Source organism: Brevibacterium sp. H602 (assembly GCF_051172395.1).
Taxonomy (GTDB): Bacteria; Actinomycetota; Actinomycetes; order Actinomycetales; family Brevibacteriaceae; genus Brevibacterium.
The window spans coordinates 166584-173497 of sequence record NZ_JBPIZD010000009.1; the positions used below are offsets into that span (position 1 = coordinate 166584).

The window sequence follows — 6914 nt, forward strand, 5'->3', positions numbered from 1 at the left end:
CATCACCGAGGCGACTGTGAACTTCATCAGATCGCAACACACGCCCGGCCGCCTCCGCGAACATCACGGAACTGTTACGTACAGTGGAAGCGGCCGAGCCACCCGCAACATGATTGAAGACCGACTTGATCAGATTCGACTCCGTTTCGAAGTCCTACGACACACGTTCCCGCAAAGCACTCGATGACATCTCCTTCGAGGCTGACCGCGGGGAATTCGTGTTCCTCGTCGGGGCGTCCGGCTCGGGAAAGTCCACGGTCATCCGACTCATTCTGCGTGAAGAGGTGCCCAGCTCCGGTCGCATCCACATCGCCGGAAAATCCGTGGTGAAGATGCCCAGCTGGAAGGTGCCCTACCTGCGGCGGGGGATCGGAACCGTGTTCCAGGACTTCCGCCTGCTGCCGAACAAAACCGTGTTCGCCAATGTCGCCTTCGCCCTCCAAGTGATCGGAAAATCCCGCGCGGCCATGTCGACCCTCGTCCCCGACGTCCTCGAGACCGTGGGCCTGGCCGGCAAGGAGAAGCGCTACCCCAGTGAGCTCTCCGGCGGTGAGCAGCAGCGTGTGGCCATCGCCCGCGCCGTGGTCAACAAACCCGGAATCCTGCTCGCCGACGAGCCGACGGGCAACCTCGACCCGGCCACAAGCGCCGACATCATGAACGTGCTGGAGAAGATCAACCGCAACGGCACCACCGTGCTCATGGCCACCCACGACGGCGAGATCGTCAACCGGATGCGCCGGCGGGTCATCGAACTGCGCGAAGGCGAAATCGTCCGCGACGTCGAAGAAGGCACCTACGGAGTCGCCTCATGAGGGCCGGTTTCATCCTCTCCGAAGTCTGGTCGGGCCTGCGCCGGAACTTCTCCATGGTCATCTCCGTCGTGCTCGTGACCTTCGTGTCCCTGCTCTTCGTCGGTGCCGCGATCCTGCTGCAGATGCAGGTCGGGCAGATGAAGGACTTCTGGTATGACCGCGTGCAGGTCTCCGTGTTCCTGTGCCCGCCGGATTCGGAAGCGACGAACTGCGTCGACGGTGAGGTCACTGGCGACCAGAAGGATCAGATCCGGTCCGAACTCGAAAGCTCCGATCTGGCCCCGTATGTCGACAAGGTCTACTTCGAAGACAAGACCGAGGCCTACGAGCACTTCCAGGAGCAGTTCAAGGGCACCAGCCTCGAGGGCACCGTGCCCAAGGACGAGATGAACGAGTCCTTCCGGGTCAAACTCAAGGACGCCGAGAAGTACGACATCATCAAGGAGACGTTCTCGTCGACTCCCGGGGTGGAAGAGGTCGTCGACCAGAATCAGCTGCTCGATCGCCTGTTCGGGGTGCTCAACATCGCGACCATCGTGGCGATCGCGATCGCCGGCATCATGCTGTTGTGCGCGATGCTGCTCATCGCCACGACCATTCGACTCTCCGCGTTCTCGCGGCGCCGGGAGACCGGCATCATGAGGCTCGTCGGCGCGTCGAACACCTTCATCCAGATGCCGTTCCTGCTCGAGGGCGTCATCGCCTCGGCCATCGGTGCGACACTGTCCGCCGGTGCCCTGGGACTGCTCGTCCACTTCGGAGTCAGCGGTTGGCTGCAGTCGCAGGCCACGGGATTCAGCCTCATCTCCGGATGGGACGTTCTCCTCATCACCCCCGTACTCATCATCATCGGCGTGCTCATGGCCGGAGCCTCGTCGCTGATCACGCTGAACAAGTACACGAAGGTCTGAGATGAGACGCAGACTCGGACTCGTCCTCACAGCAGCCGCACTGGCAGTGGTCATGCCGGTCACCTCGGTGGTGGCCGATCCTCGCGACGACAAGAGCGAGGTCGACGAACGCGTCAAGGAACTCCAACAGGAGTTCGAAGGCCTCGACGAGGATCTCGCCCGCGTCATCGCCGAACGCGATGCCGCGCAGGAGAAGCTGCCGGACGCCGAAGCCGAATCGAAGGCCGCCGACGATGCACTGGCTGAGGCGATCGAGAAGGACCAGGACATGGCCGCACGCCTGACTTCGGCGGAGAACGCGCAGAAGGATCTCAAGGACACGATCAAGTCCGGCACGGAGGAGATCGACAAGCACAAGACCTCGGCGGCGCGCATCGGACGACAGGCCTACCAGAACTCGGGCATCACCTCCGATCTGGCGATGCTGCTGCAGATGGCCGAGGGCACGAGCGCCGACGGCGGTATCGGCCGTGTCGACTCGGCGGTGCGATCCCAACAGCGCACGATCGACAAGCTCTCCGAACAGCGGGCGCTGAACAAGAACAACGAAGAGCGGCTCTCGGGCGTGACCGATAAGATCTCCGATCTCAAGGACGAAGCCGCCGAGGCTGTGCTGGCCAAAGAGGCCGCGCAGGTCGATGCGAAGAAGAAGGCCGACAGCCTCAACGACCTCATCTCCGCGAAGGACGACGCGGAGAAGACGATCTCCGACAACAAGGACAAGACCGAGAAGCAGCTGGCCGATGAGAAGGCCGAGCAGGACCGGTTGGCCGAGAAGGTCCGGGAATGGGAGAAGGAGCAGGAGAAGAAGGGCAAGTTCGTCTTCGGTGACGGAGTCCTGGCCAATCCGGCCAAGGGATACCCGACGACGTCTCCGTTCGGATACCGCGTCCACCCGATCACGGGGGCGAAGAAGCTGCATACCGGAATGGACTTCGGCGTGCCCTGCGGCACCCCGATCCGCGCGGCCGGCGACGGCATCGTCGTCACCTCCGGCTGGACCGGCGGCTACGGCAACCGCGTCGTCATCTCCCACGGCAAGATCAAGGGCAAGTCGATCGCGTCGACGTACAACCACAACACGAAGCTCAAGGTCCATGACGGGCAGCGGATCAAGAAGGGCGACGTCATCTCGTACTCCGGTACGACGGGAGCTTCGACCGGCTGCCACCTGCACTTCGAGATCATGGAGAACGGCGGCTACGTCGACCCCAAACCCTTCATCTTCTGATTGCTACCTGACGGCGGCCCAGCAACCTCGCGCGAGGTATCTGGGCCGCCGTCAGGTAGTTCTAAGAGGGGACGGGCGTGCGGAAGGGTGCCGATGGGCTAGAATTGGTGGCTGTGCCCGCGAACGCGTGCACAGGTGATCGGGAGCAGAGAGGAGGCCGGTCATGCCGAAGGACACAGGCAAGAAAGTCATTGCGAGGAACCGCAAGGCGCGCCACGACTATCACATCGAAGACACGTGGGAGGCCGGACTCGTACTCACCGGCACCGAGGTGAAATCGCTGCGCGAAGGCCGAGCCTCGCTCACCGACGGCTTCGCCCTCATCTTCCAGAATGAGGCCTGGCTGGAGAACGTCTACATTCCCGAATACCTGCAGGGAACCTGGACGAATCACTCGGCCCGCCGCCGTCGTAAGCTGCTGCTTCACCGCGAGGAGATCCTCAAGATCTCGCAGAAAGTCAAGGAATCCGGCCGTACCCTGGTCCCGCTGGAGCTGTACTTCGACGGCTCACGTGTCAAGGTCGAGATCGCCCTGGCCCGCGGCAAGCGCGAATGGGATAAGCGACAGGCACTGCGCGAAGCGCAGGACAAGCGCGAAGCCGAACGCGCCATGAAGTCCAAGCAGTACCTGTAAGGGTTGGTTGACGGCGGGTTCGATTCCCGCCATCTCCACCGTCTCCTTCGCCGAGGCGGTCCGAGCGCATCCGCGCACGCCCGGTCACATATTCGCGGAGTTCAGGGAATGCAATTGGCTCGGTCTGCGTTGTACGAGTATGCTGGAGTATCTGATCGGCGCCAGCAGCCGCCTCGGCGGATGAAACAGCTGATCAGGATTGGTAACAGAATATGGGGATGATCGGTTTCGACGTTGGACACTGCGTCGGGAGAAGCGGGCCGAGAATGCAGAGTCATCTCGTTAATGTCCTCTGCAAAACAATAGGTGCTAAGTCTAACAACCGCACCGATTTCGCCCTCGCTGCCTGATAGAGCGCGAGCTGCGAATCCGTCAGCCTAGAGTTGCCTCTGCTCTAGATCCTGGCGTCGTTTAAGAGGCCACTGCTTCAGGCACATGTTGGGGGTGCCTGAGGGACTTTCACTCAACTCCGTTCGTTGGCTTACGTGTTCGTGCGATAGCCAGAACCTAAGACACTACTTCACGAACTGCGCCCGGAGAAGTCCTGACAATCTGCCGACGGACGCGGGTTCGATTCCCGCCATCTCCACGTGTCATAGCCCCGGATTCCGCAAGGATCCGGGGCTTTTCGCTGTCCGAATATCCCCGGACTGACAACGTCGAGACGTTGCAACAGCGAAACGTCGAAGACAGCGAACACCTTCGCCGAGGCGGCCGGACAGGACCGTTCCCACCGGTCCTTCCGTCCGCCGCCGATTTCATCGTTGAGGTCACGACATCCGCTGAGGCCAGCCCCCATACGATACGGTGGATCCGAGTTCAAAGAGGAGACCGGCACCGATGTTCTGTCCACCGCTGATCGGCTACCTGCTCCTCGCCGTTGTCTGCATCGTTCTCGTATTGGTCATCCGCGGCGATCGTCTGCCCCGCAATCGTGCGATCGGAATCCGGTCGGCGTGACGATGCGGTCCGAGGCCGCATGGCAGGCCGGCCACCGTGCGGCGATTCCCATGCTCATCACCATCAGCATCATCGCCGTCGGCTTCTCGATTGCACTGTTGAGCGTTGAGAAATTCGCCTGGCCGAAGGCAGACGGAGCCGTTCTCGCGGTCGCGGGATGGCTGCTCATCCTCGGCCTCTTTGTCAGAGCCTGGACGACGGCCAACCGCGCGGCGCGGTCCGCAGACAACTGACCTGCCACGGCGACGACCTGCCACGGCATCGACCGCCATACCGTCGTCTGGGCACCCACTTCGCGACGCCCTCGCGAGATCCGAGAGTTCCGACCACTCGGCCGATCACGATCCGCCATTCGGCCGAGGCCCGGCTTGCCTGAAACGGGAAGGATCGAGGGTGTCAGACAGCAGCCACGCGCCGGCCGCGAAACCCCGGCCCAGCACAGTGACTGCTTAGGCGCGTTCACGAGTTCACGCGAATGACCTCTTCTTGGTACGGCGCGATGATCTCACCGGAGATCCGCAGGTCGAGGAGCAGGAAGGGCCGTTCGTCGACGGGGCGGGACTGCCACTCCTCGACGACTGCGAGATCGGCCAAGGTGCGGACGGCGACCCCGTGCCCGCCAGCTGCTGTGGCGAGGGCCGCGAAATCGATCTCGTCGATGAGCATGGGCGACTTCTCCAACCCCTTGAGCCCATACAGGTTGACCTCGGCACCGTAGGCCGCGTCATTGAAGACCACAGCCATACCGCGGCCGCCGGCGACCCGGATCGCGGTGTCCAGGTCGGACAGTGCCATGGCGCCGCCGCCGTCACCGGTGGTCAGCACGATCGTCGAGTCCGGGTTAGCGCGGGCTGCCCCGGCGACACTGTGCCAGCCGAGCCCGATCGACTGGAAGGCAGTGCCGACCATCGCCAGTCGGTCGGGGACGCTGGGCTCCCAGAACATGTTCGCCCAAGCGATGAAATGTCCGCCGTCGGAGACGACGACCCGATCCTCGGGCAGAACCTCGCCGAGGCGGTTCGCCGCCGCTCGAGGATCGAGCCGACCATCCTCGGCGAGCTCTGACCCGACGACGTAGGCACGGTCGGCAGCGGTGTCGACGGAATCGTGCCAGCGCGTGGAGGCACTGTCCGAACTCCGTGCACCGTCGATCCCGGTCGCTGTCAGCAGCGCCACAAGTTCGGCGGCAGCGAGTTTGGCATCTGCTCGGACGAAGCCGCCGACTCGAGCATTCGTGGCACGGTCGTCGGTGTCGACCTGCCACACCGTCGTCGAGGGATGGAAGAGGTCCCCGAAACGCATCGTGAACTGATTGAGTGAGGCCCCGAAGACCACAGCCACATCGGCTTCGCGGATCCGTTCCATTGCGGCCGGGGCACCGAAACCGCCGGCGACTCCCAGATCGTGTTCGCTCGCAGGGAAGATGTTGCGTCCCAGTGCGGTCGTCACGGTGAGCGCACCCGTGATGTCCACGAGTTCACCGAGTTCGGTCCCGGCTCCGGCCAGCCAGGCTCCGCGGCCGGCGAGCAGCAGGGGACGCTTCGCACCCGCCAGATCGGTCGCGAGGCGGTCAAGAGCAGCATGAGCGAATTCGCCAGTCGGTGCCATCGGCGAGGGACGACTGGGGCCGGGTACAACCGGAATCTCACCGAGGTCCAAAGTCGCGACGTCATAGGGAATGGCCAGGACGACGGGCACTCGGTAGGTCAGAGCATGCTCGATCGCGGTCACGGTGGCTGCGGCGGCATCGACGCGACCGACGGTGTAGGTGCGCACACCCACGGCGGAGGCCATGGCGATCTGGTCGACGTCCCAGGGGCGGGGACCGGATGTGGGCTCATCCCCGACGACGAGGACGAGGGGCACTCTGGCCTGGGCCGCCTCGGCGAGGGCAGTGAGCGTATTCGTGAATCCGGCACCATACGTGGTGGTGGCGGCTGCGATCCTCCCGGAGGTGCGGAAGTGGGCGTCGGCGGCGACGACGGCACCGGCTTCGTGGCGGACGGCGGTGTAGGTCGCCGAGGTGTCGCGCAGCAGGGCGTCGAGGAAGTAGGCATTGCCGTTGCCCATGAGGCCGAAGACCTCATCGATGTGGGCGGCAAGGGTGTGCGCTACGTGCGCGGAGGCATGAGCCATGGCAGGCCTTTCGCTGGTGAGATATGGAAATGAGGGATCCATATATGTCTCACACGCGCGGTTTGCGGCTTCGTGCCCCTTTTTCGGGCACCGGCTGATGTGTGCTCGTCCCACTCGCCGGTTTCCGGCGTACTTGAGAGCGGCTCAGCCTGACTCTTCGAATATAAGCGACTGTGGTCTGAGGCACCAAGTCGGGGTCCTCCCGCACAGACCTCACCCACCAGAAC

At 63.5% G+C, this 6914-nt stretch carries 6 protein-coding genes and 1 other RNA gene; 6 read left to right on the top strand and 1 reads right to left on the bottom strand.

Annotated features, from left to right (window positions below):
- Nucleotides 1–125 precede the first annotated feature (125 nt).
- The 6 genes from ftsE (at nucleotide 126) to ACSBQT_RS08995 (ending at nucleotide 4784) form a co-directional block, all read left to right on the top strand.
- Nucleotides 126–815, top strand: coding sequence for a cell division ATP-binding protein FtsE (gene ftsE, locus ACSBQT_RS08970; protein ID WP_139908579.1), 690 nt, complete (start codon nucleotides 126–128; stop codon nucleotides 813–815).
- Nucleotides 812–1726, top strand: a complete 915-nt coding sequence (gene ftsX, locus ACSBQT_RS08975; protein ID WP_173151924.1) for a permease-like cell division protein FtsX — start codon at nucleotides 812–814, stop codon at nucleotides 1724–1726. The genes ftsE and ftsX overlap by 4 nt, the downstream gene beginning before the upstream one ends.
- A gap of 1 nt (nucleotide 1727) precedes the next feature.
- Nucleotides 1728–2957, top strand: coding sequence for a peptidoglycan DD-metalloendopeptidase family protein (locus ACSBQT_RS08980; RefSeq protein ID WP_410711056.1), 1230 nt, complete (start codon nucleotides 1728–1730; stop codon nucleotides 2955–2957).
- A 163-nt stretch (nucleotides 2958–3120) separates the two neighbouring features.
- Nucleotides 3121–3591 carry an SsrA-binding protein SmpB gene (smpB, locus tag ACSBQT_RS08985; RefSeq protein ID WP_101547462.1) on the top strand — a complete coding sequence of 157 codons (471 nt, stop codon included), beginning with the start codon at nucleotides 3121–3123 and terminating at the stop codon, nucleotides 3589–3591.
- 214 nt (nucleotides 3592–3805) lie between these two features.
- Nucleotides 3806–4183, top strand: a transfer-messenger RNA (tmRNA) gene (gene ssrA / locus ACSBQT_RS08990).
- Nucleotides 4184–4547: 364 nt separating this feature from the next.
- Nucleotides 4548–4784 carry a hypothetical protein gene (locus ACSBQT_RS08995; protein ID WP_410711057.1) on the top strand — a complete coding sequence of 79 codons (237 nt, stop codon included), beginning with the start codon at nucleotides 4548–4550 and terminating at the stop codon, nucleotides 4782–4784.
- Between the two features lie 226 nt (nucleotides 4785–5010).
- Here ACSBQT_RS08995 and ACSBQT_RS09000 read toward each other — a convergent pair whose 3' ends face one another.
- Nucleotides 5011–6687, bottom strand: a complete 1677-nt coding sequence (locus ACSBQT_RS09000) for a thiamine pyrophosphate-binding protein (protein WP_410711058.1) — start codon at nucleotides 6685–6687, stop codon at nucleotides 5011–5013.
- Nucleotides 6688–6914: the final 227 nt, after the last annotated feature.

Bases quoted from the DNA above. Each gene is read 5' to 3' on its own strand.
- ACSBQT_RS08980 (WP_410711056.1), top strand. From the start codon at position 1,728: ATGAGACGCAGACTCGGACTCGTCCTCACAGCAGCCGCACTGGCAGTG.
- smpB (WP_101547462.1), top strand. From the start codon at position 3,121: ATGCCGAAGGACACAGGCAAGAAAGTCATTGCGAGGAACCGCAAGGCG.
- ACSBQT_RS09000 (WP_410711058.1), bottom strand. From the start codon at position 6,687: ATGGCTCATGCCTCCGCGCACGTAGCGCACACCCTTGCCGCCCACATC.
- ftsX (WP_173151924.1), top strand. From the start codon at position 812: ATGAGGGCCGGTTTCATCCTCTCCGAAGTCTGGTCGGGCCTGCGCCGG.